This is a genomic window from Actinotalea soli (genome assembly GCF_017565425.1).
Lineage (GTDB): Bacteria > Actinomycetota > Actinomycetes > Actinomycetales > Cellulomonadaceae > Actinotalea > Actinotalea soli.
The window spans coordinates 1-25,877 of the sequence record NZ_JAGEMK010000009.1 but is presented as its reverse complement, the minus strand read 5'-3'; the positions used below and the strand labels follow the sequence as shown (position 1 = coordinate 25,877).

Sequence of the window (25,877 nt, the reverse complement as noted above, 5' to 3'; positions counted from 1 at the left end):
TGCGGGCGCCCCGCCGGCCAGGGTCGGGCGGGCTGGACGCTGCGGGGGGGGGGGGGGCCCCCCCGGGGGGCCCCCCCCCCCCCCCGCAGCGGTCGGTCAGAGGCTCAGCGCGCGCCGATGGCGTGCTCGAGGGCGAGCTGGTTGAGACGGACGAAGCCGAAGCCGCGCTCGGCCACCGCGTCGACGTCGAGGTCCTCGTAGGCCGAGGTGTCCGCGAGCAGGTCGGCGAGGGTCTCACCCTCGGCGAGGGTCGGCGTGGCGAGCTCGAGCACGCCGGCGGCCTCGAGGGCCTCCTGCACCTCGGGGTCGGCGCGGAAGGCCAGGGCCCGCTCCTTGAGCAGCAGGTAGGTGGCCATGTTGGCGGCCGCCGAGTCCCACACGCCCTGGAAGTCCTCGGTGCGCGAGGGCTTGTAGTCGAAGTGCCGCGGGCCGTCGTACCGCGGGCCCCCGCTCGGGAAGCCGTTCTCGACGAGGTCGACCGTGGCGAAGGCCGAGAACAGGTCGCCGTGACCGAAGACGAGGTCCTGGTCGTACTTGATCGAGCGCTGGCCGTTGAGGTCGATGTGGAAGAGCTTCTCCGACCACAGGGCCTGGGCCAGGCCGGTGGTGTAGTTCAGGCCCGCCATCTGCTCGTGGCCGGTCTCGGGGTTGAGGCCCACGATGTCCCCGTGCTCGAGGCGGGCGATGAAGCCCAGGGCGTGGCCGACGGTCGGCAGCAGGATGTCGCCGCGGGGCTCGTTGGGCTTGGGCTCGAGGGCGATGCGCAGCCCGTAGCCCTTCTCCTTGATGTAGGCGGCGACGGTGTCGATCCCCTCGGCGTAGCGGTCGTGCGCGGCCTTGAGGTCCTTGGCGGAGTCGTACTCGGCCCCCTCGCGCCCGCCCCACATGACGAAGGTGTCGGCGCCGAGCTCGGCGGCGAGGTCGACGTTGCGGACGATCTTGCGCAGGCCGTAGCGGCGCACCCGGCGGTCGTTCGAGGTGAACGCGCCGTCCTTGAAGATCGGGTGGCTGAAGGTGTTGGTGGTGACCATCTCGACGGTGATGCCGGTCTCGTCGAGGGCGCCCTTGAAGCGGGTGAGGATCCGGTCGCGCTCGGCGGCGTCCGAGCCGAAGGGCACGACGTCGTCGTCGTGGAAGGTCACGTGGGCCGCGCCGAGCTCGGCGAGCTTGTGGACCGACTCGACCGGGTCGAGCCAGGGGCGGCTCGCGGCGCCGAACTGGTCCTGGGCGTTCCAGCCGACGGTCCACAGACCGAAGGAGAACTTGTCAGCGGGGGTGGGCTTGGGCGCCATGGGTGGCTCTCCTCGATGAGAACGGTGGTCGGGCGGGCCGACCGGCGGTCGACGTCCGGAGACCCCGGCACGCCATTTGTTGTATGGATGAACTTATGCCCTGAGGTCGGTAGGGTCAAGGCATGAGCGCTCGGGCAGGTCACCTCGGTGCACGCCGCGCCGGTGGGGGAGCGGCCCGTCAGCAGAGCCTGCGCCAGCACAACCTGGGCCTGACCCTGCGCCGCGTCGTCGACGCCCCGACCCCGCTCTCGCGCGCCGACATCGCCGGGGCCACAGGACTGACCCGGGCGACCGTCTCGGCCCTCGTCGACCGCCTCATCGCCCTCGGCCTGGTCGCCGAGCTCGAGCCCGTCGTCGCCGGCCGGGCCGGTCGCCCCGCGGTGCCCCTCGTGCCCGCCCGCGGCACCGTGGCCGCCCTGGGCATGGAGGTCAACGTCGACTACCTCGGCGTCCGGGCCCTGGACCTCGCGGGGGAGGTGGTCAGCGAGCGCATCGAGGCCGGGGACTTCCGCGCGAGCGACCCGACCGAGGTCCTGGACCGGCTCGCCCGGCTGGCCGGCACCGTCGTCGCGCGCCTCTCGGCCGACGGCGTGGCCCTGGTCGGCGGGTGCCTCGCCCTCCCCGGGCTCGTCGACAGCGTGACCGGCCCGTTGCGGCTCGCCCCGAACCTCGGCTGGCGGGACGTCGACGTCGTCGGCCTGCTCGCGGCCCACCCGGTGCTCGGTGGCCTGCCGCCCCGGCTCGCCAACGAGGCCGACCTCGCCGCGCGCGCCGAGGCCCACGCCCGGAGGCTGACCGGTCCTGCGAGCTTCGTCTACGTCTCGGGGGAGGTCGGCGTCGGTGGCGCGATCGTCCTCGACGGCGCGATCTTCGGCGGACGCCGGGGCTGGGGCGGGGAGATCGGCCACGTGGTGCTCGGCACCGACGGCTCCTTCGACCAGGGTGGCACCCTCGAGGACTACGCCGGCCAGGACGCGATCCTCACCCGGGCCGGCCTGCCCCGCTCGACCCCGGTGACCGCGCTGCTCGCCGCCGTCGAGGCCGAGGAGCCCAGGGCCCGGGCGGCCCTGCACGTCGCGGGCCGAGCCCTGGGCGCGGCCCTCGCGAACGTGGTCAACGTGGTCGACGTCGAGCACGTGGTGCTGGGCGGGACCTACGCGACCCTCGCCGAGCACCTGCGGGCCGAGGTCACCGGGCAGCTGCGGCGCCGCGTGATCTCCGCCCCGTGGGCCGAGGTCGAGCTCAGCACCGCGCTGGCCGGGCAGTACCCCGCGATGACCGGCGGGGCCCTCGCCGTCCTCGAGGCCCTGGTCGACGACCCGGCCGGCTGGGCCGGCGACGAGCCCGTCGAGGTGCGCTGATGGCCCGCGCGGTCGAGCTCTGGGTCGGGACCTACCCCGCGGCCGGGCCCGAGGCGCCTGCGGGCACGGGCGAGGGGATCTGGCGGCTGCGCCTCGACCCGGAGGCCGCGACCCTGACCGGCGAGCTCGCCCTCCGGACCCCGGCCCCCTCCTTCCTGGCCACCAGCCCCGACGGGAGCCACCTCTACGCGGTGGGGGAGACCACCCCCGGCACCGTGGCCTGCTTCGCCGTGACCCCGACCGGCCTCGAGCTGCAGGCCCGGGTGGACGCCGGGGGCGGGTCCCCCTGCCACGTGCTGGTGGACCCCGCGGGCCGGGCGCTCTACGTGAGCCTCTACGGGTCCGGCGGCCTCGCGGTCCTGCCCCTCGCCCCCGACGGCGGGCTCGCCCCCGAGGTCCTCGCAGCTGGCGGGCCCACGCAGGTGCTCGAGCACGAGGGCTCAGGACCCGATCCCGAGCGCCAGGAGGGGCCCCACGCCCACTCGGCGACCCTCGCCCCGGGCGGCGAGGTGCTCCTCGTGGCCGACCTCGGCACCGACGAGCTGCGCCGCGTGCGTGTGCGCGCCGACGGCACCTGCGCGGCCGACGGCGTCGCGGCGCAGCTGCCACCCGGGACCGGGCCGCGGCACCTCGTCGTCGGGCCGGGGGACCACCTGTACGTGGTGGGCGAGCTCCACCGCGCGCTCCACGTCCTCGGGTGGGACCGGGCCTCGGCCACCGCCCGGCCGGTCGCCGTCCTGCCGCTCCCGGCGGGCGACTCCTTCCCGGCCCACCCCGTGCTCCGCGGGGCCGAGCTCCTCGTCAGCGTGCGCGGGCCCGACCTGCTCGCGCGCTTCGCGGTGCCCGAGGACGGCGCCCGCCTCGAGCCGCTGCCGACCAGGCCCGCCGAGGTCTCCTGGCCCCGGCACGTCGCCGTCGTCGGGGGGCACGTCGTGTGCGCGGGCCAGGGGTCGGACGAGGTCGTGGCCCTGCCGTCGGACCCGACCGGGGCCGCGCTGCGTCTCACGGTGCCGGCCCCTGCCTGCGTGCTGCCCGTGGCGTCGGACACAGGCCACGGCGCCCCCGGGCGCGCGCCGGTCGGGCGTCGCGGATAATCGGTCCGTGGTGCCCGGCCCTGCGCGGCCGTCCCCGGCGCCCCGACGACCGACAGCAGGAGGTGAAGGATGAGCAGCGAGACCCCCAGGATCGCGATGCTGAGCGTCCACACCTCCCCCCTGGACCAGCCCGGCACCGGGGACGCCGGCGGGATGAACGTCTACGTCACCGAGCTCGCGCAGGCCCTCGCCGGCCAGGGCGCCGAGGTCGAGATCTTCACCCGTGCGACCTCCTCGACCCAGCCCGAGGTCGTCGAGGTCTCCCGCGGGGTGCTCGTGCGGCACGTCGCGGCCGGGCCCTACGAGGGGCTCGACAAGAACGACCTGCCCGGCCAGCTCTGCGCCTTCACCGCCGGGGTGCTGCGGACCGAGGCCGCCCGCCAGCCCGGCTGGTACGACGCCGTCCACTCGCACTACTGGCTCTCGGGGCAGGTCGGCTGGCTCGCCGCGGACCGCTGGGACGTCCCCCTCGTGCACACCATGCACACCCTCGCCAAGGTCAAGAACGCCTCCCTCGCCCCGGGTGACCGGCCCGAGCCCGAGGGGCGGGTGATCGGCGAGGAGCAGGTCGTCGCCGCCTCCCACGCCCTGGTCGCGAGCACCGCCGAGGAGGCCTCCGAGCTGGTCGAGCTCTACGACGCCGACCCTGCCGCCGTCCACGTGGTCGCCCCCGGGGTCGACCTCGACCTGTTCACCCCGAGCCACCCCGCGGACCGGCCGGCCGACGACGGAGGCCCCACCCTCGCAGCCGACCCGGTCGCCGCCCCGACCCTGGCAGCCACCACCCGCGCGGCCCGACGACGGCTCGGCCTGCCCCTCGACGAGCAGATCGTGCTCTTCGCGGGCCGCGTCCAGCCGCTCAAGGGGGCCGACGTGCTGGTCCGCGCCCTCGGGGAGATCGCCGCGAGCGGCCGACACGTGCCCCTCCTCGTGGTGCTGGGCGGCCCGAGCGGCAGCCCCGGTGCCCTTGAGGAGCTGCAGGCCCTCGCCGCCCGGGCCGGGGTCGCGGAGCGCCTCGTGCTGCACCCCCCGGTCGCGCGGCCGACCCTCGCCGACTGGTACCGCGCGGCCGACCTGGTCGCCATGCCCTCGCGCAGCGAGACCTTCGGGCTGGTCGCCGCCGAGGCCCAGGCCTGCGCGACCCCCGTGGTCGCGAGCGCGGTCGGTGGGCTCCGCACCGTCGTGGTGGACGGCAGCACGGGCGCCCTGGTCCGGGGGCACGACCCGCGTCGTTGGGCCGAGGCCCTCACGGCCCTGCTGGCCGACCCCGCGCGGCGCACCCGGCTCGCCCGCGGCGCCTACCGCCACTCGCGGGGCCTGGGATGGCAGGCAGCCGCCCAGTCCATGCTCAAGGTCTACGACCTCGCCGCCCAGGCGGGCCCTCGGTCCCGCTGAGCTGTCGTGCGGGCCCTCGGTCCCGCTGAACCCCTCGGTCGGATGCGGCAGGATGGGGGCATGACCTACACCCTTGTGCTGCTCCGTCACGGCGAGAGCGAGTGGAACGCGAAGAACCTGTTCACCGGCTGGGTCGACGTCCCTCTCTCGGAGAAGGGCATCGAGGAGGCCCGCCGCGGCGGCACCCTCCTGACCGACGCCGACGTGCACCCCGACGTCGTGCACACCTCGCTGCTGCGCCGCGCGATCACCACCGCGAACCTGGCCCTCGACGCGGCCGAGCGCCACTGGATCCCCGTCAAGCGCAGCTGGCGCCTCAACGAGCGCCACTACGGCGCCCTCCAGGGCAAGGACAAGAAGCAGACCCTGGCCGAGTTCGGCGAGGAGCAGTTCATGCTCTGGCGCCGCTCGTACGACACGCCCCCGCCCGAAATCGAGCTGGGCTCGGAGTACTCGCAGGACGCCGACCCGCGCTACGCCGACGCCCCCGTGGTGCGCACCGAGTGCCTCAAGGACGTCCTCGAGCGCGCGCTGCCCTACTGGGACGCCGAGATCGTGCCCGACCTCCAGGCCGGCAAGACCGTCCTGGTCGCGGCCCACGGCAACTCGCTGCGCGCGATCATCAAGTACCTCGACGACATCGACGACGAGACGATCGCGGGCCTCAACGTGCCCACCGGCATCCCGCTGCGCTACGAGCTCGACGAGGAGACCCTCAAGCCGGTCACCCGCGGCGGGACGTACCTCGACCCCGACGCGGCCGCCGCGGCCATCCAGGCCGTCGCCAACCAGGGGCGCTGAGACCCCGCACCCGCACGCACGAAGGGTCCGTCACCGCATGGTGACGGACCCTTCGTGGTGTCGGACGCGCGCACCCCCGAGCGCGACGTCCCCGCAGCGCTGGGGCTCAGGGAGCCCCGCGCTCGTCCGCGAAGTCGCCGGTGACCAGGTACACGACACGGCGGGCGACCGAGACGCCGTGGTCGCCGAAGCGCTCGTAGTAGCGGCCCAGGAGCGTCACGTCGACGGTCTCCTGGGTGGTGAGCTGGTTCTCGCCGCCGAGCATCGCGGTGAAGGTCTGCGCGTGCAGCCGGTCGAGCAGGTCGTCGTCCCGCTCGATCGCGACGGCGAGGTCGAGGTCACGGGACTCCAGGACCGTGGTGACCTGCTGGGCGACGCGCACCGCACCCTCGTGCATCTGGGTGAAGGTGTCGACCAGCGGGCCGGGGGCCGCGTGCTGCGGGTACCGCAGGCGGGCGACGGCCGCGACGTGCCGGGCCAGGTCCCCCATGCGCTCGAGCGAGGCGCTCATCCGCAGGGCGGAGACGACGACGCGAAGGTCACGGGCCACCGGCTGCTGCTGGGCCAGGAGGGCGACGCAGCGCTCGTCGAGATCGCGCTCGACGGCGTCGATGGTGTGGTCGTCGGCGATGACCGTCTCGGCCAGGCCCAGGTCCGCGTCGAGCAGCGCACGGCCGGCCGACCCGATGGCCGACTCGACCAGGCGGCTCATGGCCGCGAGGTCTTCGCCGAGCGCAGCGAGCTCGGCGGTGAAGATGTCTCGCATCAGTTCCCTCTCGTTCGTGTCGCGTCGCACGCTCGCAGGGCGAGGTGAACGCCGTGCCACCCCCGGGTGAACATCCGTCGGCCGATTCCCGTACGTTGGCGCCGGTGTGCCGGGGCGTCCGTCACCGAACGTACCCTGAGCCCGTGATCGACGGACTTCTCCTGCTCGGCGTGGGTCTGCTCGGCCTCGCCGTCGGGGTGGTCCTCACCCTCGCCCTGCGGCGCGTCCTGCAGCCGCACGAGCCGCACCCCGACCCTGCCGAGCCCGAGCTCGACGAGGGCACCACGGCGGTGCTCGCCGCCCTCCGGTCGGCGACCGTGGTGGTCTCGGTGGCCGACGGCCGCGTGGTGCGCTCCAGCCCGGAGGCCCACGCCTTCGCGGTGGTGCGCGGCGACCGCGTCGCGCACGCCTCGGTCGAGGAGCTCATCGCCGCGGTGGCCCGGGACGGCACGGTGCGGGACGCCGACGTCGAGCTGCCGCGCGGTCCGGTGGGCTCGGGCACGGTCGCGCTGGCCCTGCGGGTCGCCCCGCTGGGTGAGACGCACGTGCTGGTCCTCGCCGAGGACCGCACCGAGGCGCGTCGGGTCGAGGCGATCCGACGTGACTTCGTGGTGAACGTCTCGCACGAGCTCAAGACCCCGGTGGGGGCCCTGTCCCTGCTGGCCGAGACGGTCGAGGAGGCCGCGGGGGACCCGGTCGCCGTCCGCCGGTTCGCGGGTCGTATCCAGACCGAGGCGACGAGGCTCTCGGCCCTCGTGCACGAGATCATCGAGCTCTCCCGGCTGCAGGTGGTCGACGCGCTGCGGGAGGCCGAGCCCGTCGACCTGGGCGAGGTGCTGTCCGAGGCGGTCGACCGGGCCCGCACCAAGGCCGTGGCCCGGGAGATCGCGATCGACCTGGGCGCGGACCCGGGCGTGGTCGTCCTGGGGGACCGGGACCTGCTGGTCACCGCGGTGCGCAACCTCCTCGACAACGCCGTCGCCTACTCCGACGCCGGGACCCGGGTGGCGGTGGGGACCAGCGTCCGCAGGGAGCAGGGTCTGGTCGAGGTCGCCGTCGTCGACCAGGGCATGGGCATCCCCGCCGAGGCCCAGCCACGCCTCTTCGAACGGTTCTACCGGGTCGACCCCGCGCGCTCGCGGGACACCGGCGGCACCGGCCTGGGCCTGAGTATCGTCAAGCACGTCGCGACCGACCACGGGGGAGACGTCGCTGTGTGGTCCGAGCCCGGACGCGGCTCGACCTTCACCATCCGCCTACCCGTCGCGCACGTCCCGGGGGACGACCCCCAGGACGTCACCGACACCAGTACCGACGAAGGAGCCAGACGATGACCCGCATCCTCGTGGTCGAGGACGAGGAGTCCTACCGCGACCCGCTGTCCTACCTGCTGCGCCGCGAGGGCTATGAGGTGGGCGTCGCGGCCACCGGCCCCGAGGCGGTCGCCGAGTTCGACCGCGCGGGTGCCGACCTCGTGCTCCTCGACCTCATGCTCCCCGGCATGAGCGGCACCGAGGTGTGCCGCGAGCTGCGCCGCCGCTCGGACGTGCCGGTCATCATGCTCACCGCGAAGGACGGCGAGATCGACAAGGTCGTAGGCCTCGAGCTCGGCGCCGACGACTACGTCACGAAGCCCTACTCCTCGCGGGAGCTGCTCGCCCGGGTGCGGGCGGTGCTGCGCCGGCGCGGTGAGGCCACCGAGGCGCCCGAGGACGAGACGGTCATCGAGGTCGGCGGTCTGCGGCTCGACGTCGACCGCCACACGGTCGAGGTGGACGGCAACCCGACCGCCTTCCCGCTCAAGGAGTTCGAGCTGCTCGAGCTGCTGATGCGCAACGCGGGACGCGTGCTCACCCGCGGTCAGCTGATCGACCGGGTCTGGGGCTCGGACTACGTGGGGGACACCAAGACCCTCGACGTCCACGTCAAGCGCATCCGGGCGAAGGTCGAGCAGGACCCTGCCGCCCCGAGCCGTGTCCTGACCGTGCGCGGGCTGGGGTACAAGCTCGACGACGCCGAGGCGCGCGTCTGACTCCTCGCTGACGCCCTCGACGACGGTCTGCGGGCCGTCGACGTCCACGGATCGGACGGGCCCGAGCGTCCGCACGAGACGATCCGCGACGTCGTCGCGCACAGGTTCAGGCCCGCGTCAGGTGCTGTTCACCTTCCGTTCACCCAGCGCCACCCGTAGGGTCGCCGGAGACCTACCCTGGTCGTCGGTCGCGCCCGCGGCCTGGACCCCGACCGTCGGCCGGGTCCTGTCGTCGGAGGGAGTGCCGTGGTCCGCACGAGGGTCGTCGTCGACACCCGGGCTCCACGGCCTCGGCGGGCAGCCTCCCGGACCGCGCGACGGCGGGCCGGGCGCCCGGCCGTCGCGGCGCTCGCGGTGACCCTGGGCCTGGTGCTCACGGGGTGCGGCTCGGACGACCCGCTCTCGGACCCGCGTCGCCCAGGGGGACCGCTCGCCGCCGAGCCCTTCGTGGCCGGGGACCTCTCGGGCACCCTCGCCGGGGCGGGCGCGAGCTCGCAGGAGGCGGGGATGAACGCCTGGATCGCAGGCTTCCAGACCATCAACGAGGACCTCACGATCGCGTACGACCCGGTCGGCTCGGGAGGCGGTCGCACCCAGTTCGTCGAGGGCGGGGTCGACTTCGCCGGGACGGACGCCCCGCTCGACGCCGAGGAGCTCGAGCTCGCCGCAGACCGCTGCGGGGGCGCGGTCGCCGAGCTCCCGCTGTACATCTCGCCGATCGCGGTGGTCTTCAACCTCGAGGGGATCGACTCCCTCAGCATGAGCCCGTCCGTCATGGCCCGGGTCTTCGACCGGCAGATCACCCGGTGGGACGACCCCGCGATCGCCGCCGAGAACCCCGACGTCGAGCTGCCGGACCTGCGCATCACCCCGGTCAACCGGTCCGACGAGTCGGGGACCACGGAGAACTTCGTCGAGTACCTGCACGAGACGGCCGGGGAGGACTGGCCCCACGACCCGAGCGGCAACTGGCCCGTCGCGGGTGGCCAGGCCGCCCAGGGGAACTCGGGGGTCGTCCAGACGGTCAACGACGGCCAGGGCACCATCGCCTACGCCGACGCCTCGCGGGTCGGCACCCTGGGCACCGTCGCGGTCGAGGTCGGCGGGGAGTTCGTCGGCTACTCCCCGCAGGCCGCGGCCCAGGTGGTCGACGCCTCCCCGGTCGCCGAGGACCGCCCCGCGAGCAGCCTCGTCGTGGCCCTCGAGCGCGACACCCAGGCCGAGGGGGCGTACCCCATCGTGCTGATCTCCTACTCCCTGGCCTGCACCACCTACGAGGACGAGGCCACCGCCGAGCTGGTCCGCGAGTTCCTCACCTTCGTCGCGAGCGAGGAGGGTCAGGAGCGCTCGGCCGTCGCCGCGGGCTCGGCCCCCATCTCCGAGGCCCTGCGCGAGCAGGTGATGGAGGTCGTCGACCAGATCTCCTGAGCAGACCGAGGCCCCTGCGCCCCGGACCTGCCCCCGACCCGTATCGCCCCGAGCACGATCCGCCCCCTCCCGGAGACCATGTGAGCAGCACCGACCAGCAGCCCGCGCGGCCTGCGCCCCCCACCGGGCTGCGCGGCCTCGTGGAGCGCAGGACCAGCCGAGACCTGGCCGGCCGCCTCTTCTCCGCGACCGCCACCGGCGCGGGCGCGCTGATCCTGGTGACCCTGGCGGCGGTCGCGGTCTTCCTCGTGGTGCGGGCCTGGCCGGCGATGACCACCCCGGCCGAGGAGCTCGCGGACGCGATCAGCTGGATCCCCGAGGGCAGCACGCTGCTGGGCTACGTGGGGCCGCTCGTCTTCGGCACGCTGCTGGCCGCCGTCCTGGCCCTCGCCCTCGCGGTCCCCGTCGCGACGGGCATCGCGCTGTTCATCTCGCACTACGCCCCCCGCCGGCTCGCCTCGCCCCTGGGCTACGTGGTCGACCTGCTCGCGGCCATCCCGAGCGTCATCTACGGGCTGTGGGGCGGGCTGTGGCTCGCCCCCCGCCTGCTGCCGGCCTGGCAGTGGCTGGCCGACAACCTGGGCTTCATCCCGTTGTTCCGCGAGCCGGCCAGCACCCCACCCCGGGTGATCATGACCGTGGGGGTGGTGCTCGCGGTGATGATCCTGCCGATCATCACGGCCGTGGCCCGCGAGGTCTTTCTGCAGACCCCGCGCCTGCACGAGGAGGCGGCCCTGGCCCTCGGTGCGACCCGCTGGGAGATGGTCCGGATGGCCGTGATCCCCTTCGGGCGGTCGGGGCTGATCAGCGCGGCGATGCTCGGCCTGGGACGGGCGCTGGGCGAGACCATGGCGGTCTTCATGATCCTCTCGCCCGGGTTCACCTACTCGTTCGAGCTGCTCCAGGCCGGGCAGCACCAGACCATCGCGGCGAACATCGCCAACCAGTTCGCCGAGGCCAACCCGCTCGGGGTCAGCGCCCTCATCGCGACCGGCCTCGCGCTGTTCGTCATCACCCTCGCCGTGAACACGGCGGCTCGCTGGGTTGTCGCCCGGCGCAAGGACTTCTCGGGGGCGAACTGACATGACGACCACCCCGACCCAGCCCCGTGCGGCGCGCCGGCCCACCACCCGCGACCTGCTGACCCGGGCCGACCCGCGCCGTCGGTGGACCGACCGGATCATGCACGTGGTCATCACGAGTGCCTTCCTGGTGGCCCTGGTGCCCCTGGTCTCGGTGATCTGGACCGTGGTGAGCAACGGCGTGGTCCGGATGTCGCCGTACTTCCTCAGCGTCTCGATGCGCGGGGTCTACGGGGGGATCGACGCGGGAGGCATCTACCACGCGATCCTCGGCACCCTGCTCATCACGGGCCTCGCGACGCTCATCTCGGTCCCCGTCGGCCTCATGACGGCGATCTACCTCGTCGAGTACGGCCGAGGTCCGCTGGCCCGGGCGGTGACCTTCTTCGTCGACGTCATGACCGGCATCCCCTCGATCGTCGCGGGGCTGTTCGCCTACTCGCTGTTCGCGCTCTTCCTCGGTCCGGGGGTGCGCCTCGGGGCCGTCGGCTCGGTCGCGCTCTCGGTGCTGATGATCCCGGTGGTGGTGCGCTCGAGCGAGGAGATGCTCCGCCTGGTGCCCAACGAGCTCCGCGAGGCCTCCTACGCCCTGGGCGTGCCCAAGTGGCTCACCATCATCAAGGTGGTGCTGCGCACCTCGGTCGCGGGGATCATCACCGGCGTCATGCTCTCGGTGGCCCGGGTGATCGGCGAGACCGCCCCGCTGCTGATCGTGGCGGGGGTCATCGACTCGATCAACACCAACCTCTTCGAGGGCCGGATGATGACTCTTCCGGTGTACGTCTTCCGGCAGTACTCGCAGGGCCTGGTGCCCTGCTCCCCGGAGGCCGTCGACTGCATCGCGACCATCAACTACGACCGCGCGTGGGGAGCAGCCCTCGCGCTCATCGTCATCGTCATGCTGCTCAACCTCGTGGCGCGACTCATCGCCAGGTACTTCGCCCCCAAGACCGGGCACTGAGAGGACTGACCCCCGTGGCACAGCGCATCGACCTCAAGGACCTCAACGTCTACTACGGCAGCTTCCTGGCCGTCGCGGACGTCTCCATGACCATCGAGCCCCGCTCGGTGACGGCCTTCATCGGCCCCTCGGGCTGCGGCAAGTCGACCCTGCTCCGCACCCTCAACCGCATGCACGAGGTGATCCCGGGCGCGCGGGTCGGGGGCACGGTCGAGATGGACGGCGTCGACCTGTACGGATCGGACGTCGACGCCGTGGCGGTCCGCCGCCAGATCGGCATGGTCTTCCAACGGCCCAACCCCTTCCCGACCATGTCGATCGCCGAGAACGTCCTGGCGGGGGTGCGGCTCAACAACAGTCGCATCGGCAAGGACGAGGCGAGCGAGCTCGTCGAGAGGTCCCTGCAGGGGGCCAACCTGTGGAACGAGGTCAAGGACCGGCTCGACCGTCCGGGGTCCTCGCTGTCGGGTGGTCAGCAGCAGCGGCTGTGCATCGCCCGCGCGATCGCGGTCAAGCCCCAGGTGCTGCTGATGGACGAGCCCTGCTCGGCCCTGGACCCGATCTCGACCTTGGCCATCGAGGACCTCATCGCCGACCTGCGCAGCGAGTACACGATCGTCATCGTGACCCACAACATGCAGCAGGCCGCCCGGGTGAGCGACCGCACCGGCTTCTTCAACATCGCGGGCACCGGCAAGCCCGGCAAGCTCATCGAGATGGACGACACCCGCACCATGTTCTCGACCCCGAGCGAGCAGGCCACCGAGGACTACATCTCGGGCCGCTTCGGCTGACCACCGCGCAGGTGCTCGACGACCGCCCGGGCCGCGTCCTTGGCGGGCCGTCCCACGCCCACCAGGGTCGCCGAGGCGGGTCCGGTCCAGTCCCCGTAGCCCAGCAGGTGCAGGCCGGGCTCGCCGACCACCTCGGTGCCCGTGGTGCGCGGGACCCCGTCGTGGCGGGTCAGGCGCAGGGGGGCGAGGTGCCCGAGGTCGGGGCGGAACCCGGTGCACCAGAGGACCACGTCGGCCTGCTCCTCGTGCCCGTCGGGCCACCGCAGGCCCTCGCGGGTGATCTCGCCGGGCAGCGGCCGGGCCTGCAGCACCCCGCGTGACCGAGCCTCCATGACGCTCGGCACGACGACGACGTCCCCCAGGCCGCCCACCCCGCCGTCGTCGGTCTCCCCGCGGGCCAGGGCCACGGCACGCCGGGTCGCGATCTCGAACAGGGCGCGCCCGTCCACCTCGTCCGGCAGGAACCGCGGCGGGCGAGGGGTGACCCACGTGGTGCTCGCCACGGTCGAGACCTCGGCGAGCAGCTGGGCCGCGGAGTTCCCCCCACCCACGACGACGACGTGCCTCCCGGCCAGGGCGCTCGGCTCGCGGTAGTCGGCCGCGTGGAGCTGGTGGCCGCGGAACGTCTCCTGGCCCGAGTAGCGGGGCCAGAAGGGGCGGCGCCAGGTCCCGGTGGTGCTGACCACGGCCTCAGCGGTCCACGGGCCCTCGGTGGTCTCGAGCCGGTACCTCGGAGCGTCGGGCGCCCCTCGGTGCACGGCCGTGACGCGGACCGGGCGCCGGACCCCGAGGCCGTACCTCTCCTCGTAGCGGGTCAGGTAGTCCACGACGTGCTCGGCGCGCGGGAAGCCGTCCCGCGTCGCGGGCATCCGCCACCCCGGCAGCGAGGAGTGCTCGGCGGGGGAGAAGAGCCGGAGCGAGTCCCACATGTGCGGCCACGCACCCCCGGGCGAGGGGGCGTCGTCGAGGACGACGACCTCCTCCTCGGGCGCCAGTCCAGCGCGCCGCAGGTGGTACCCGACCGCCAGCCCGGCCTGCCCGCCGCCGATCACCACGACCGGTGCGTGCCGGGGGCCTCGTCCCGACGGCCCGGGCTGGGCGGTCGTCTCGGGGCTGGTCGGCACGGCCCCACGCTACGACGGTCGACGGCAGCGACGCTCCTCCCGAGCGCCGGGCCGGGCCGGGCCGGTGGTACGTCAGCTCACCCGAAGCGGCCGGAGATGTAGTCCTCGGTCGCCTGGACGCTCGGGGTCGAGAACATCGTGCTCGTCTCGTCCATCTCGATGAGCTTGCCGGGCTTGCCGGTGCCCGCGATGTTGAAGAAGCCGGTGCGGTCGCTCACCCGGGCGGCCTGCTGCATGTTGTGGGTCACGATGACGATCGTGTAGTCCTTCTTCAGCTGGTCCATGAGGTCCTCGATGGCCAGGGTCGAGATCGGGTCCAGGGCCGAGCAGGGCTCGTCCATCAGCAGCACGTCGGGCTTGACCGCGATCGCGCGGGCGATGCACAGCCGCTGCTGCTGACCACCCGACAGCGAGGAGCCCGGACGGTCGAGCCGGTCCTTGACCTCGTTCCACAGGTTGGCCCCCTGCAGGGCTCCCTCGACGATGCCGTCCATCTCCGCCTTGCGGACACCGCGGCCACCGTTGAGACGCATCCCGGCGACGACGTTCTCGTAGATCGACATGGTCGGGAAGGGGTTGGGCCGCTGGAAGACCATGCCCACGTGGCGTCGGACGGACACGGGGTCGATGCCCGCACCGTAGAGGTCCTGGCCGTCGAGGAGGACGGATCCCGAGACGCGGGCCCCGGGGATCACCTCGTGCATGCGGTTGAGGGACCGCAGGAAGGTCGACTTGCCGCAGCCCGAGGGGCCGATGAGGGCCGTGATCGACCGGGGTTCGATGGACATGGTCACGCCCTCGACGGCCCGGAACGAGCCGTAGTAGATGTCGAGGTCCTTGACGTCGATGCGCTTGGCCACTGAGAGGTCCTTCCGGGGGTTCAGCGAGAGGTGGGGGAGCCGAAGATGCGGGACACGACGCGGGCGACGAGGTTGAGCAGCATGACGATGAGGAAGAGGGTCAGTGCTGCGGCCCAGGCCCGCTCGACGCCGAACTCGGGGGGCACCCCGGGGATCGTGTACGAGTAGTAGGTGAAGATCGGCAGGGAGGACATCCGGCCGTCGGTGGGGTCGGTGTTCAGGATGTTCGTGCTGCCCGTGATGATGAGCAGGGGCGCGGTCTCCCCGATCACGCGGGCGATCGCGAGCGTGACTCCCGTGGCGATGCCTGCGGCGGCGGTGGGCAGCACCACGCGCACGATGGTGCGCCACTGCGAGACCCCGAGCGCGTAGGAGGCCTCGCGCAGCTCGTTGGGCACGAGCTTGAGCATCTCCTCGACCGACCGCACGACCACCGGGATCATCAGCACGGACAGGGCGACGGCCCCACCGATCCCGAAGCGCACGCTCGGACCGAAGAAGATCGCGAAGAGGGCGAAGGCGAACAGGCCCGCGACGATCGACGGGATGCCGGTCATGACGTCGACCAGCAGCGTGATGGCCCGCGCGAGGCGCCCGCGGCCGTACTCGACGAGGTAGACCGCCGTCATGATCCCGATCGGCACGGAGATGACCGTGGCGAGCCCGGTGATGATGAGGGTGCCGACGATGGCGTGCAGCGCGCCGCCGCCCTCGCCGAGCACGCCCCGCATGTCCGTGGTGAGGAAGTCCCAGTCGAAGCGGGCCAGGCCGTTCTGCGTGACCGTGATGACCAGGGAGAGCAGGGGCAGCAGCGCCAGGGCGAAGGCGAGGGTGACCAGCACGGTCCACATGCGGTCGTTGGCGCGGCGTCGTCCCTCGACGACCCAGGCCAGGGCCGGCAGGGTCACGAGCAGGGCCAGGACGCCCAGGCCCACCACGAGCGGGACGGGGGCGTCGAGCACGAGGGTCGCGAGGGCCCCCAGCACGACGACGGCGACGATCGTGGCCGGCGTGCTCCAGCGCGGCAGGCGGCCCTGGTTGAGCCCGACCTCCGAGGAGGTCAGTGCGGTGGGGGTGGTCGTGGTCGTCACGCGTTGGCTCCCGAGAAGTCCTTGCGTCGAGCGACGACGGCTCGAGCGATGAAGTTGACGACGAAGGTGAGGGTGAACAGCACCAGACCCGTGGCGATGAGGGTGTTGACCGCCAGGCCGCTCGACTCGGGGAAGTTCAGGGCGATGTTCGCCGCGATGGTCGAGCTGTTCGTCGAGCCGATGAGGTTGAACGAGATGACGGCGGCCGGCGAGAGCACCAGGGCCACGGCGAGGGTCTCCCCCAGGGCCCGGCCCAGACCCAGCATCGCCCCGCTGACCATCCCCGAGCGGGCGAAGGGCAGCACGGTCATCCGGATCATCTCCGAGCGGGTGGCCCCGAGGGCCAGGGCAGCCTCCTCCTGCAGGCGCGGGGTCTGCAGGAAGACCTCACGGTTCACGCCCGACATGATCGGCAGGATCATCACCGCCAGGACGATCCCGGCGGTGAGCATGGTGCGTCCCGTGGCGGAGGTGGGTCCGGCGAAGAACGGCAGGAAGCCCAGGGTCTGCTCGAGCCACCGGAAGACGGGGACGAGCTGCGGGGCGAGGAAGAAGATGCCCCACAGGCCGTAGACGACGCTCGGCACGGCGGCCAGGAGGTCGACGAGGTATCCCAGCGGGGCGGCGACCCTGCGCGGGGCGTAGTGCGAGATGAACAGGGCGATGCCGATCGAGAGCGGCGCGGCGATCACCAGGGCGATGACAGCAGCGAGCACGGTGCCGAAGAGCAGCGGCTGGACGTAGGGCCAGAAGCCCTCACCCCCGGGCACGTCCTCGGCCGGGGCGACGAGGGCGGGAAAGCCCTCGTACAGCAGGAACGCGGCGATCCCGGCCAAGGTCACCAGGATCGTGATGCCGGCCGCGGTCGCGGTGCCGGAGAAGATCTTGTCGCCGGTGCGGTTGCGGCTGCCGATGCGGGGCTCGGCCGGCGGTCCCTGGTCGAGCGGGCCGCCGACCTGGGTGGTGGCCGGTGTCGTCATGTGGGGGTTCTCCAGGCTCGGGGGAGGCGGATCGCCACGGGCCCGGCCGGTCAGGCGACCAGCCGGGCCCGGGACGTCCTGCTGAGCAGGTGCTCGGTGGGTCAGCCCGCGACCGAGATCGCGTCGATGGCCTCCTGGGCCTGGGTGCGCAGCTCGTCGGAGATCGGCGCCGAGCCCGCGTTCTGGGCGGCAGCGTCCTGGCCCTCAGGGCTGATCACGTAGGAGAGGAAGCCCTTGACCAGGTCGGCGGTCTCCTGGTCCGCGTACTCGAGGCAGGCGAGCTGGTAGGAGACCAGGACGATCGGGTAGACGCCGGACTCGGTGGTGTCGCGCGGGAGGTCGAAGGCGAAGCTGTACGTCGGGCGGCCCTCGGCGACCTCGGCCGCGTCGACGACCGCAGCAGCGGCCTCGGGGGAGTACTCGACGAACTCGTCGCCCACCTGGATCGCGGCAACCCCGAGGTCACCGACCTGGGAGGCGTCGATGTAGCCGATGGTGCCCACGCCACCGTCGAGCGCGGCACGCACGCCCTGGGTCTGCGGGGCGGCCTCGCCGCTCTGGGTCGGCCAGTCACCGCTGACCTCGTAGGGCCAGTCCTCGGGAGCGGCCTGGGCCAGGTAGTCCACGAAGTTCTCGGTGGTGCCGGACTCGTCCGAGCGGTGCACCGCGGTGATGTTGGTGTCGGGCAGCTCGGCGTCGGGGTTGAGCTCGGCGATGGCCGGGTCGTCCCAGGTGGTGATCTGGCCGTCGAAGATCTGCGCGAGCGCGGAGGCCGAGAGGTTGAGCTGCTCGACCTCGGGCAGGTTGTACGCGACGGCGATCGGGCTGATGTAGCCGGCGAACTCGATGAAGCCCTCGGCCCCGCAGGTCTCCTCGGCGGCCGCGATCTCGTCGTCGCCCAGGTAGGCGTCCGAGCCGGCGAAGTCGGTGCCGCCGCTGGTGAACTGCTCGCGGCCACCGCCCGAGCCGATCGGGTCGTAGGTCACGTTGGCGTCGGGGTTGGCGTCCATGAAGCCGACCATCCACGCCTCCATCGCGGCGCCCTGCGAGGAGGCGCCGGCGCCGGCGATCTCGCCGCTGAGCTCGGCACCGGTGGAGGTCTCCTCCGCACCGGTGTCGGTGGTGGTCTCGTCGTCGCTCGCGTCGCCGCAGGCGGCGAGGCCGAGGGCGAGGACCAGGGCGGCCGGGACGGTCGCCCGGCGAATCGTGCGGTTCACAGTGGAGCCTCTCTAGCGAATCAATGTCTCTCGGACGAGAGGGACGCTAGGAGTGCCGCCTGAACCACGAGGACGAGCGAGGCGAACGGAAGGTGAACGGAGGTGGTCGACTCGGTGCCGTCGGACCTCCGTGCGTCAGTCGGTGCCGGTGGGCACCAGGTCGGCGTACTCGCTGAAGGCTCCGTCCAGGACGGGGATGTCGATGGTGGTGGTGCCCGCGGCGTCGGCGGCGACCGTCATCTCGACGAGGGTGCCCGGGGCCCCGGGTGCGGCGTCGACGTCGACCGTGCGCTCGCGGTCGGGGCCGAGCAGGACCGTCTCGCCCGCGGCGAGGGGGATGGGGGAGCCGAGCGGGGTGCCGTCCAGGGCGAGGGCGACGGTGGCGCGGTCGGTCCCGTGGTTCGAGACCCAGCCGATCACGGTGCCCGCCGCTCCCTCGGACTCGGTCAGCAGGATGAGGTTGCCGGCTCGGATGTTCCCGACCTCGGCTCCGACCCCGTCGGAGGCGTCGTAGTTCATCGTCGTGGTGATCGGGTTGGTGGCCGAGCAGGCGCCCAGACCCAGGACCGCGGCGGCGGCGAGGCCGACCGAGGCGGCGCGACGCAGCCCGGGACGGCGGGGGGCGAGGGCGGGACGGCGGTGCTGCGGGCTGGCCACGGAGAGCTCCTGGGACGCGTCTGGGAAGGGCGCTGGGACGGTGCCCCAGCCTAGTGCGTCCTCGCGCGCGCGCGGCTCCTGTCCACGACCGGGCGCTGACCTGCACAAACAGGGCTCAGATCAGGTCAGGGCACGGTCAAGCCGTGTTAAGATGGCCTTCCGCGAAAGGGGACGCCTCCACATGACCTTCACCGTAGGCGAGACCGTTGTCTACCCGCACCACGGGGCAGCGCTGATCGAAGAGATCAAGACCAGGACCATCCGTGGCGAGGACAAGATGTACCTCAAGCTCAAGGTGGCGCAGGGAGACCTGACCATCGAGGTGCCCGCGGAGAACGTCGACCTCGTGGGTGTCCGCGACGTCGTCGGGCAGGAGGGGCTCGAGAAGGTCTTCGACGTCCTGCGTGCCCCGTACACCGAGGAGCCGACCAACTGGTCGCGCCGCTACAAGGCGAACCTCGAGAAGCTCGCCTCGGGCGACGTCATCAAGGTCGCCGAGGTCGTCCGCGACCTCTCGCGTCGTGACGCGGACCGCGGCCTCTCGGCCGGCGAGAAGCGCATGCTGGCCAAGGCCCGTCAGATCCTCGTCTCGGAGCTCGCCCTGGCCGAGCACACCGAGGAGGAGAAGGCCGAGGCCATCCTCGACGAGGTCCTGGCCTCCTGATCTCGACGGCTGCTCACCGCAGCCCCAGGAGCCCCCTCCGATGGACCGACCCCGGGAGCAGCAGCTCGTGCCGCCCGTGGTCGCCGTCCTGACGGCCGCCGGCAGCGGCCTGCGTCTCGGCAGCCCGCTGCCCAAGGCCCTGGTCGAGGTCGGCGGGGTGGCCCTGGTCGCCCGGGCGGCGGTCGGTCTCGTCGAGGCCTACCCCCTCGCGCGGCTCGTCGTCACCGCCCCCGAGGGCTCGGTCGACGCGGTCGCCCGCGCGGTGCGTGAGGCGCTCGCGACCGTCCCCGGGCCGCGGGTCACGGCCGAGGTGGTCCCGGGGCGCGCGAGCCGCCAGGGGTCGGTGGCCGCCGGCCTGGAGGCCCTCACCCGGTCGGGTGCCCTGGGCGTCACCGAGCAGCCCGACCCGGTGGTCCTCGTCCACGACGCGGCCCGCCCTTTCGTCCCGGCGGCCGTCGTGCGCGCGGTCGTCGACGCCGTCGTCGACGGGCACGGGGCCGTGGTCCCGGGGCTGGCCGTGACCGACACCGTCAAGCAGGTCGAGGACGCCCCGCAGCGCGCGGAGGACGACCAGCGGCAGGACGGCGCCGCCCGCGCGCCCCGTCGGGTCGTCGCCACCCCGCCCCGCCCCGCCCTGCGCGCGGTCCAGACCCCGCAGGGCTTCCGCGGCTCCGTGCTGCGGGAGGCCCACGTCGCCGGTGCGGCCCGCGCGCAGGACGAGGCCACCGCGGCCACCGACGACGCCGCCCTGGTCGAGGCCCTCGGCCACGACGTCTGGGTCGTGGATGGTCACGCCGAAGCCTTCAAGATCACCACCCCGGCGGACCTCGAGGCCGCGCACCGGCTGCTCGCGGCCCGGGGTGCGCCCTCGCCCACCGCGCGACCGGCGGCACTGCCGCGCACGGGGTTCGGCGTCGACGTCCACGCCTTCGCCGACCCCGAGAGCGGCCGCGAGCTCTGGCTCGGTGGCCTGCACTGGCCGGGGGAGAACGGCCTCGAGGGCCACTCGGACGCCGATGTCGCCGCCCACGCCGCGGCCGACGCCCTGCTCTCGGCCGCGGGCCTCGGCGACCTGGGGTCGAACTTCGGCACCTCCGACCCCGCCTGGGCCGGGGCCGCAGGGGCTGCCCTCCTCGGCGAGGCGGCCCGACGGGTCCGCGCGGCCGGGTTCACCATCGGCAACGTCGCGGTCCAGGTGATCGGCAACCGCCCGCGCATCGGGCCGCGCCGCGCCGAGGCCGAGGCGGCCCTGACGCAGGCCTGCGGCGCCCCGGTCTCCCTCTCGGCCACGACCACGGACGGCCTGGGGCTGACCGGACGAGGTGAGGGGGTCGCCGCGCTGGCGACCGCGCTCGTGGTCATCAGCTCCTGACCACCGTCAGGGCACCAGCACGATCTTGCCGACGACCCTCCCTGCGATCCCTGCCCGGTGCGCCCGGGCGACGTCGGCCAGGTGGTACGTCGCGCCGACCCGCACCGTGAGGCGCCCCGAGCCGGCGAGCTCGGCCAGCAGCCGTCGCGCCGCTCGGCGCACCTCGGTCCCGGGGTCGCCGCCCGGGCCGTGGCCCAGCACCCGGACCCCGAGCTCGGTCCCGCGCACCCCGTTCGCGATGGTCGCCACCCGGCGCCGGTCCGAGACCAGGGCCACCGAGGCGTCGAGGGCCTCGTCGGTCCCGGCGGTGTCGATCACGGCGTGCACCCCCGAGGGGGTCAGGGCGCGCACCCGGTCCACGAGCCCCGGTCCGTGGGCGACCGGAGCGGCCCCGAGGTCGACCAGGTACTCGTGGTTGGCGGGGGAGGCCGTGCCGATCACGCGGGCCCCGCGGTGGTGCGCGAGCTGGGTCACCATCGCGCCCACCCCGCCGCTCGCCCCGTGGACCAGGACGGTGTCCCCAGCCCCCACCGCGGCCGCGGCGACCGCGTGGACCGCCGTCGTGCCCGCGAGCATGAGGCCCCCGGCCCGAGCCCAGTCCAGGCCGGCGGGCTTGGGCACCAGGTCCGCGGAGGGCACCACGAGGTGGTCGGCGTAGGCCCCCTGGACGGGATGGGCGATGACCTCGTCCCCCGGGGCGAAGGACTCGCCCTCGGGCCCGACGGCCAGCACCACCCCCGCGGCCTCGAAGCCGAGGCGCAGCGGCAGGCGCGCCGGATCGCTGCCCCAGGCCCCGGTGTACGTCTTCCAGTCGGCCGGGTTGACCCCGGCGGCGCGGACCTCGACCAGCACCTCCCCGGGGCCCGGGGTCCCTGGCTCCTCCTCGACGAGGGCGAGGACCTCGGGTCCTCCGTACGCTGCGGCGACCACGACGCGACTCATCCTTCGATCATCTCGCCGCACCGGGACCCGGTCCAGGGCCGGGAGTCCGCTGCTCGCGCCGGTACCCTGGCGCGGTGACCCTCCACCTCTTCGACACCGCGACCCGTGCCTCGCGTGCCCTCGTGCCGCTGACCCCGGGGCAGGTCCGTGTCTACGTGTGCGGGGCCACCGTGCAGGGAGCGCCGCACATCGGCCACATGCGCATGGCCGTCGCCTTCGACGTCCTCGTCCGCTGGCTGCGCCGCAGCGGCCTCGAGGTGACCCTGGTGCGCAACGTCACCGACATCGACGACAAGATCCTCACCAAGTCCGCCGAGGCGGGCGTCCCGTGGTGGGCCTGGGCCCAGCGCTTCGAGCGCGAGTTCACGGCCGCCTACGACGCCCTGGGGGTGCTGCGCCCCACCTACGAGCCTCGCGCGACCGGCCACGTGACCGAGATGGTCGAGCTGATGGAGCGCCTCGTCGAGCGCGGCCACGCCTACGTGACGGGTGCCGGGGACGTGTGGTTCGACGTCCGCTCCTTCCCCGAGTACGGGGCGCTCACCAACCAGCGTCCCGAGGACCTCGCCCCGGCCGACGACGAGACCGACCAGCCCGACGGCGAGGGGTCGGTCAAGCGGCACCCGCACGACTTCGCGCTGTGGAAGGCGAGCAAGCCGAGCGACCCGAAGACGGCCTCCTGGCCCACCCCCTACGGTCGGGGCCGGCCCGGCTGGCACCTCGAGTGCTCGGCGATGGCCGAGAAGTACCTGGGCGAGACCTTCGACATCCACGGCGGCGGGCTCGACCTGCGCTTCCCGCACCACGAGAACGAGCAGGCCCAGTCCCGCGCCGCGGGTCACGGCTTCGCCCAGCTGTGGATGCACAGCGCGTGGGTGACCCAGGGCGGCGCGAAGATGAGCAAGTCCCTGGGCAACTCGCTCATGGTCGCGACCATCCTCGAGCAGACCCCCGCCGTGGTGCTCCGCTACGCCCTGACGGCGGTGCAGTACCGCTCGATGCTCGAGTACGCCCCCGAGACCCTGCACGAGGCCGAGGCCACCTGGACCCGGCTCGCCGGGTTCGTCGAGCGGGCCACCGAGCGTCTCGGCCGCACCCACGACCTCGAGACCGTCCGCACCGCGCCGCTGCCTGCGGGCTTCACCGCCGCGATGGACGACGACCTCAACGTGCCGGCGGCCCTCGCCGTCGTGCACGAGCACCTGCGCCGTGGCAACACGCTGCTGGCCGACGGCTCGGAGGACCAGGTCGAGGCCGAGGTGCTGGCCCTGCGCGGGATGCTCGACGTGCTGGGTCTCGACCCCGTCCAGTGGGTCGGGCCCGGGCAGGGCTCACGCGCCGAGGCAGCCCTGGACGCCCTCGTCCAGGCCGAGCTCGCGGCCCGTGCCCGGGCCCGGGCCGAGAAGGACTGGACCACCGCCGACGCCGTGCGGGACCGGCTCGCCGGTGCCGGCATCGTCGTCGAGGACTCACCGACCGGTGCACGCTGGTCGCTCGTGCACGACCAGGAGGACTGATGGCAGGCAACTCCCAGCGCCGCGGCGCCACGCGCAAGGCCGGATCCAAGAAGGGGGCGACCGCCGGCACCGGAGGCAAGAACCGCCGCGCCCTCGAGGGCAAGGGTCCGACCCCCAAGGCCGAGGACCGTCCCTACCACGTGGCTGCCAAGCGCAAGGCCGCCCAGGAGCGCCTCGAGAAGGCCTCGGGGCGGGGCGGCCCCTCCCGGGCGACCTCGACCACCGGGGCCAGCACCGGACGCACGGCCCCGGCCCGGACCCGCGCCCGCCGCGAGGCCGCAGGGGGCAACGAGATCGTCGCGGGTCGCAACTCCGTGGTCGAGGCCCTGCGGGCCGGGGTGCCCTGCGCGGGCATCTGGGTCGCGCACCGCATCGACGCCGACGACCGTGTCCGCGAGATCCTCAAGATCGCCTCGGACCGTCGCCTGCCCCTCCTGGAGGTGACCAAGCCCGAGCTGGACCGCCTGACCGACGGCCTGGTCCACCAGGGCGTGGTCATCCAGGTCCCCGCCTACGACTACACCGACGTGCGGGACCTCGTGCGGCGGGCCGAGAAGAGCGGCCGCCCGGCCCTCGTCGTCGCCCTGGACGGGGTCACCGACCCCCGGAACCTCGGGGCGGTGCTGCGCTCGGCCGGCGCCTTCGGCGCGCACGGGGTGCTCGTCCCCGAGCGCCGCGCCGCCGGCGTCACGGCCTCGGCGTGGAAGGTCTCGGCCGGGGCTGCGGCCCGGGTGCCGGTGGCCCGCGCGACCAACCTGGTGCGGGCCCTGGGCGAGCTGCGCCAGGCGGGCTGCTTCATCGTCGGGCTCGACGGGGGCGGTACCACGGCGGTCGCCGACCTCGAGCTCGCGACCGAGCCCGTGGTGCTGGTCGTCGGATCGGAGGGCAAGGGCCTGGGGCGCCTCGTGCGCGAGACCTGCGACGTGGTCGCCTCGATCCCGATCAGCAGCGCCGTGGAGTCGCTCAACGCCGGGACCGCCGCGGGGATCAGCCTCTACGAGGTCGACCGCCTGCGTCGCCGCGGCGCGTAGGCCTCAGGCGGGGCGGGACCGGCACGACGGCACGGGCTCAGGGAACGAGGCCGCCGGGGAGGTCCTCGCCGCGCGGGAGCATCGAGGCGTCGAGTCCCAGCACCGACTTCTCGTCGGGGCGGTCGCGCAGCACGGTCTCGACGTAGCTCGCGACGGCCTCGACCATCGGGACGTCCCGCCCCTGCTCGCTCGAGACGTACCAGCGGTGGTCGAGGAGCTCGTGGAAGAGCTGGGCCGGCTCGAGCTTGCCCCGCATCTCGCGCGGCACGGCCCGCACCGCGGGCTCGAAGACCGTGGTCAGCCAGTCGTGGGCGACGAACTCCTCGTCCTCGCCCTGCCGGTCGAGGTCCGCGCGGTAGGAGTCGAGGTCGTTGAGCAGCCGTCGTGCCTGGTTCTCCTGGACGTCCAGACCGGTCAGACGCATGAGGCGGCGCGAGTGGTGGCCCGCGTCGACGACCTTGGGCTGGATGCTCACCGTGGTGCCGTCGATGTCGGTGGTGATGTCGAGCTCACCGACGTCGAAGCCGAGCTTGTTGAGGCGGTCGATGCGAGCCGCGACCCGCCACCGCTCGCCCGTGCCGAAGGACTCGGCCCCCGTGAGGGTGTCCCAGAGCTCGCTGTAGCGCTCGACCAGCCGTCCGCCGATCGCGACCGTGTCGACCCCGGACTCGAGGAGCTCGCCGGCCTCGAGGTCCATGAGCTCGCCGATGATGTTCACGCGCGCGACCTCGAGGTCGTAGGCCCGCTGCCCGTCGCTCAGCCGGTCGTGCAGGTCCCCGGTCTCGGCGTCCACGAGGTAGGCCGCGAAGGTCTCGGCGTCGCGCCGGAACAGCGTGTTGGAGAGCGACACGTCGCCCCAGTAGAAGCCGGTCAGGTGCAGGCGGACCAGGAGCACCGCGAGGGCGTCGATGAGGCGGCCCGTGGTGTCGGGCTGGAGGAGCTGGCTGAACAGGGCGCGGTAGGGCAGGGAGTACTGCAGGTGCTTGGTGATGAGCACGGCCTCGAGGCGCTCGCCGTTGGCGTCGCGCCGGCCGGTGATGACCCCCACGGGGACCACGCTCGGCACGTCGAGCCGGTTGAGGGCCCGCAGCAGCTCGTACTCGCGGTAGGCGACGGTCTCGCCGATCTCCTTGACGGCGATGACCCGGCCCGAGAGCTTGACGAACCGCACCACGTGGCGCGAGATGCCGCGGGGGAGGGCCGCGAGGGTCTCGGCGGGCCAGTCCTCGAGCGGCACGTCCCACGGGAGGTCGAGCAGGGCGGGGTCGGGGGCAGCGGCCGTGATCTGGAGTGACTGAGCCATCGGTGCTCCTCAAGGACGGGGGCCCGACCCGGGGGGGTCCCGGGACCAGGCCCGGACAGCGAAGGGGCGGGACGGCATGCTGCCGTCCCGCCCCACCCGAGCGCGGCGAAGGG

24 protein-coding genes are annotated in these 25,877 nt (G+C 73.5%); 14 read left to right on the top strand and 10 right to left on the bottom strand.

What is annotated here, in order from left to right:
- Positions 1-104: 104 nt before the first annotated feature.
- Positions 105-1,292: a xylose isomerase gene (gene xylA, locus J4G33_RS14235; RefSeq protein ID WP_208056658.1), complete on the bottom strand. Its 1,188-nt coding sequence runs from the start codon at positions 1,290-1,292 to the stop codon at positions 105-107.
- 122 nt (positions 1,293-1,414) lie between these two features.
- Between xylA and J4G33_RS14230 the strand changes: the two genes are divergently transcribed.
- The 4 genes from J4G33_RS14230 (at position 1,415) to J4G33_RS14215 (ending at position 5,943) form a co-directional block, all read left to right on the top strand.
- On the top strand, positions 1,415-2,653 hold the full coding sequence (locus J4G33_RS14230) for an ROK family transcriptional regulator (protein ID WP_208056657.1): 1,239 nt from the start codon (positions 1,415-1,417) through the stop codon (positions 2,651-2,653).
- Positions 2,653-3,747: a lactonase family protein gene (locus J4G33_RS14225; RefSeq protein WP_208056656.1), complete on the top strand. Its 1,095-nt coding sequence runs from the start codon at positions 2,653-2,655 to the stop codon at positions 3,745-3,747. Before J4G33_RS14230 ends, J4G33_RS14225 begins: the two co-directional genes overlap by 1 nt.
- Positions 3,748-3,816: 69 nt before the next feature.
- On the top strand, positions 3,817-5,142 hold the full coding sequence (locus J4G33_RS14220; protein ID WP_208056655.1) for a glycosyltransferase: 1,326 nt from the start codon (positions 3,817-3,819) through the stop codon (positions 5,140-5,142).
- 60 nt (positions 5,143-5,202) lie between these two features.
- Positions 5,203-5,943: a phosphoglyceromutase gene (locus J4G33_RS14215; protein ID WP_208056654.1), complete on the top strand. Its 741-nt coding sequence runs from the start codon at positions 5,203-5,205 to the stop codon at positions 5,941-5,943.
- A gap of 106 nt (positions 5,944-6,049) precedes the next feature.
- On the opposite strand, the gene phoU is transcribed toward J4G33_RS14215, so the two are convergent.
- Positions 6,050-6,709: a phosphate signaling complex protein PhoU gene (gene phoU, locus J4G33_RS14210; protein WP_208056653.1), complete on the bottom strand. Its 660-nt coding sequence runs from the start codon at positions 6,707-6,709 to the stop codon at positions 6,050-6,052.
- Between the two features lie 143 nt (positions 6,710-6,852).
- Between phoU and J4G33_RS14205 the strand changes: the two genes are divergently transcribed.
- From J4G33_RS14205 to pstB (J4G33_RS14180), 6 genes are all read left to right on the top strand, one after another.
- Positions 6,853-8,043: a sensor histidine kinase gene (locus J4G33_RS14205; protein ID WP_307793914.1), complete on the top strand. Its 1,191-nt coding sequence runs from the start codon at positions 6,853-6,855 to the stop codon at positions 8,041-8,043.
- On the top strand, positions 8,040-8,741 hold the full coding sequence (locus J4G33_RS14200) for a response regulator (protein WP_208056652.1): 702 nt from the start codon (positions 8,040-8,042) through the stop codon (positions 8,739-8,741). The genes J4G33_RS14205 and J4G33_RS14200 overlap by 4 nt, the downstream gene beginning before the upstream one ends.
- 246 nt (positions 8,742-8,987) lie before the next feature.
- Positions 8,988-10,169, top strand: coding sequence for a phosphate ABC transporter substrate-binding protein PstS (gene pstS / locus J4G33_RS14195; protein ID WP_208056651.1), 1,182 nt, complete (start codon positions 8,988-8,990; stop codon positions 10,167-10,169).
- Positions 10,170-10,249: 80 nt separating this feature from the next.
- Positions 10,250-11,251, top strand: coding sequence for a phosphate ABC transporter permease subunit PstC (gene pstC / locus J4G33_RS14190; protein WP_208056650.1), 1,002 nt, complete (start codon positions 10,250-10,252; stop codon positions 11,249-11,251).
- 1 nt (position 11,252) lies between these two features.
- Complete coding sequence (gene pstA / locus J4G33_RS14185; protein ID WP_208056649.1) at positions 11,253-12,212, top strand: phosphate ABC transporter permease PstA; 960 nt, start codon at positions 11,253-11,255, stop codon at positions 12,210-12,212.
- 14 nt (positions 12,213-12,226) lie between these two features.
- The gene (gene pstB / locus J4G33_RS14180; protein ID WP_208056648.1) at positions 12,227-13,006 is read left to right on the top strand and encodes a phosphate ABC transporter ATP-binding protein PstB; all 780 of its coding nucleotides are present in this window, start codon (positions 12,227-12,229) and stop codon (positions 13,004-13,006) included.
- On the opposite strand, the gene J4G33_RS14175 is transcribed toward pstB (J4G33_RS14180), so the two are convergent.
- From J4G33_RS14175 to J4G33_RS14150, 6 genes are all read right to left on the bottom strand, one after another.
- Positions 12,982-14,130: an ArsO family NAD(P)H-dependent flavin-containing monooxygenase gene (locus J4G33_RS14175; RefSeq protein WP_208056647.1), complete on the bottom strand. Its 1,149-nt coding sequence runs from the start codon at positions 14,128-14,130 to the stop codon at positions 12,982-12,984. The genes pstB (J4G33_RS14180) and J4G33_RS14175 overlap by 25 nt on opposite strands.
- A gap of 77 nt (positions 14,131-14,207) precedes the next feature.
- Positions 14,208-14,990, bottom strand: coding sequence for a phosphate ABC transporter ATP-binding protein PstB (pstB, locus tag J4G33_RS14170; protein WP_208056646.1), 783 nt, complete (start codon positions 14,988-14,990; stop codon positions 14,208-14,210).
- A gap of 20 nt (positions 14,991-15,010) precedes the next feature.
- Positions 15,011-16,081 (bottom strand): phosphate ABC transporter permease PstA, encoded by a 1,071-nt coding sequence (gene pstA / locus J4G33_RS14165; protein WP_307793913.1) that lies wholly within the window; start codon positions 16,079-16,081, stop codon positions 15,011-15,013.
- The gene (gene pstC, locus J4G33_RS14160; RefSeq protein WP_208056645.1) at positions 16,078-17,061 is read right to left on the bottom strand and encodes a phosphate ABC transporter permease subunit PstC; all 984 of its coding nucleotides are present in this window, start codon (positions 17,059-17,061) and stop codon (positions 16,078-16,080) included. The genes pstA (J4G33_RS14165) and pstC (J4G33_RS14160) overlap by 4 nt, the downstream gene beginning before the upstream one ends.
- 101 nt (positions 17,062-17,162) lie before the next feature.
- Positions 17,163-18,278, bottom strand: a complete 1,116-nt coding sequence (gene pstS / locus J4G33_RS14155) for a phosphate ABC transporter substrate-binding protein PstS (protein ID WP_307793912.1) — start codon at positions 18,276-18,278, stop codon at positions 17,163-17,165.
- Between the two features lie 135 nt (positions 18,279-18,413).
- A complete protein-coding gene (locus tag J4G33_RS14150) occupies positions 18,414-18,935 on the bottom strand; it encodes a hypothetical protein (RefSeq protein WP_208056644.1) in 522 nt (173 codons plus the stop codon).
- A 181-nt stretch (positions 18,936-19,116) separates the two neighbouring features.
- On the opposite strand from J4G33_RS14150, the gene J4G33_RS14145 reads away from it, so the two are divergent.
- Both J4G33_RS14145 and ispF read left to right on the top strand, forming a co-directional pair.
- Positions 19,117-19,599 (top strand): CarD family transcriptional regulator, encoded by a 483-nt coding sequence (locus J4G33_RS14145; protein WP_208056643.1) that lies wholly within the window; start codon positions 19,117-19,119, stop codon positions 19,597-19,599.
- A 40-nt stretch (positions 19,600-19,639) separates the two neighbouring features.
- Positions 19,640-20,971: a 2-C-methyl-D-erythritol 2,4-cyclodiphosphate synthase gene (gene ispF, locus J4G33_RS14140; protein WP_208056642.1), complete on the top strand. Its 1,332-nt coding sequence runs from the start codon at positions 19,640-19,642 to the stop codon at positions 20,969-20,971.
- Positions 20,972-20,977: 6 nt separating this feature from the next.
- Here the strand turns inward: ispF and J4G33_RS14135 are convergent, their stop codons facing one another.
- Positions 20,978-21,913, bottom strand: coding sequence for a quinone oxidoreductase family protein (locus J4G33_RS14135; protein WP_208056641.1), 936 nt, complete (start codon positions 21,911-21,913; stop codon positions 20,978-20,980).
- Positions 21,914-21,987: 74 nt separating this feature from the next.
- On the opposite strand from J4G33_RS14135, the gene cysS reads away from it, so the two are divergent.
- Positions 21,988-23,430, top strand: a complete 1,443-nt coding sequence (cysS, locus tag J4G33_RS14130) for a cysteine--tRNA ligase (RefSeq protein ID WP_208056640.1) — start codon at positions 21,988-21,990, stop codon at positions 23,428-23,430.
- Positions 23,430-24,461, top strand: coding sequence for a 23S rRNA (guanosine(2251)-2'-O)-methyltransferase RlmB (rlmB, locus tag J4G33_RS14125; protein ID WP_208056639.1), 1,032 nt, complete (start codon positions 23,430-23,432; stop codon positions 24,459-24,461). The genes cysS and rlmB overlap by 1 nt, the downstream gene beginning before the upstream one ends.
- 37 nt (positions 24,462-24,498) lie before the next feature.
- On the opposite strand, the gene J4G33_RS14120 is transcribed toward rlmB, so the two are convergent.
- Positions 24,499-25,764 (bottom strand): DUF4032 domain-containing protein, encoded by a 1,266-nt coding sequence (locus J4G33_RS14120; protein WP_208056638.1) that lies wholly within the window; start codon positions 25,762-25,764, stop codon positions 24,499-24,501.
- Positions 25,765-25,877: the final 113 nt, after the last annotated feature.